At 72.8% G+C, this 1,808-nt stretch carries 1 protein-coding gene; it reads left to right on the plus strand.

All coding sequences use genetic code 11. From position 1 onward, the window contains the following. Positions 1-1,808: apolipoprotein N-acyltransferase (gene lnt / locus C1A33_RS24540; RefSeq protein WP_423748139.1), on the plus strand; the 1,808-nt coding region annotated here is incomplete at both ends.

Consider the following 1,808-nt stretch of genomic DNA (forward strand, 5'->3'; position numbering starts at 1 on the left):
CACCGACACCACCGCCCGCCCACCACGCCGCGCCACCCAGACCCGCCGCATCGCCACACCCCTGCTCAGCGCCACCGCCCTCACCCTGACCGGCCTGCTCGTCCCCCTGCCCACCGGCGCCGAACACGGCACCCGCACCATCGCCGCCATCCAGGGCAACGTCCCCGCCGACGGCGGCATCCACGCCCTCGGACGCGCCTTCCAGGTCACCACCAACCACCTCACCCAGACCCGCCGCCTCGCCGCCGACGTCCACGCCGGCCGCCGCCGGGCCCCCGACCTCGTCCTGTGGCCGGAGAACTCCTCCGACCTCGACCCCCTCACCGACCCCACCGTCGCCACCGCCCTGCGCGACGCCGCCCGCACCGCCGGCGCACCCCTGCTCGTCGGCGCCGTCCTCGACGGACCCGGCCCCGGCCACGTCCGCAACGCCGGCATGATCTGGACCGCCGACGGCTTCACCGGCCAGATGTACGTCAAACGCCACCCCGTCCCCTTCGCCGAATACCTCCCCGGCCGCGCCCTGCTCACCACACTCATCAGCCGCTTCGCCGAGGACATGCCCAGCGACTTCGTCCACGGCACCACCGTCGGCGCCCTGCACACCGCCGGCACCACCATCGGCGACGTCATCTGCTTCGAAGTCGCCTACGACAGCCTCGTCCGCGACACCGTCGACCACGGCGCCGAACTCCTCGTCATCCAGACCAACAACGCCTCCTTCGGCCGCAAGGGCGAAAGCCAGCAACAACTCGCCATGAGCCGCCTGCGCGCCGTCGAACACGGCCGCGCCACCATCCAGGTCTCCACCAGCGGCCAGAGCGCCCTCATCGCCCCCGACGGCACCATGCTCGCCACCACCGGCCTCTACGAACCCGGCATCCTCACCGCCACCCTTCCCCTGCGCACCAGCCGCACCCTCGCCGACCGCGCCGGCGACCTCCCCGAGGCGGTGCTGATCGCACTCGGCCTAGCCGCCATGATGGCGGGAGTGATCCGCCGCCGAACCCGCACCGACGACACGACCCGTGCCGCCCACCGGGCCGGACAGACGGACCAGGGCCCCGATCAGGAAAGGAACCGCGTGGATCTCCACCGCGTCGTCGTCTGCGTCCCCACCTACAACGAGCGGGACAACCTCCCGGACACCGCCCGCCGCCTGCGCGCGGCGAACCCGACGGTCGACCTGCTCGTCATCGACGACGCGAGCCCCGACGGCACCGGGAAGATCGCCGACGACCTCGCCGAACACGACAAGCAGATCCACGTCCTGCACCGCACCGGCAAGAACGGACTCGGCACCGCCTACGTCGCCGGCTTCACCTGGGCCCTCAACCACGGCTACGACGTCATCGTCGAAATGGACGCCGACGGCTCCCACCAGCCCGAACAGCTACCCCGCCTGCTCGCCGCCCTCGACCACGCCGACCTCGCCATCGGCGCCCGCTGGGTACCCGGGGGAGAGGTCCGCAACTGGCCCCGGCGCCGCCTGCTGCTCTCCCGCGGCGCCAACCTCTACGTCCGCGCCGCCCTCGGCATACCGCTGCGCGACGCCACCGCCGGCTACCGCGCCTACCGCGCCGACGTCCTGCGCGACCGCGACCTGGCCCGCATCGCCTCCCAGGGCTACTGCTTCCAGGTCGACCTCGCCTGGCAGGCCTGGCGCTCCGGCTTCCGCGTCACCGAAGTACCCATCACCTTCGTCGAACGCGAACGCGGCACCTCCAAGATGAGCAACGCCATCGTCGCCGAAGCCTTCTGGCGCGTCGCCCTGTGGGCCGCCACCCACCGCCGCCGCACCCCCACCC

The sequence above is a fragment of the Frankia canadensis genome (genome assembly GCF_900197875.1).
GTDB classification, from domain to species: Bacteria; Actinomycetota; Actinomycetes; order Frankiales; family Frankiaceae; genus Frankia; species Frankia canadensis.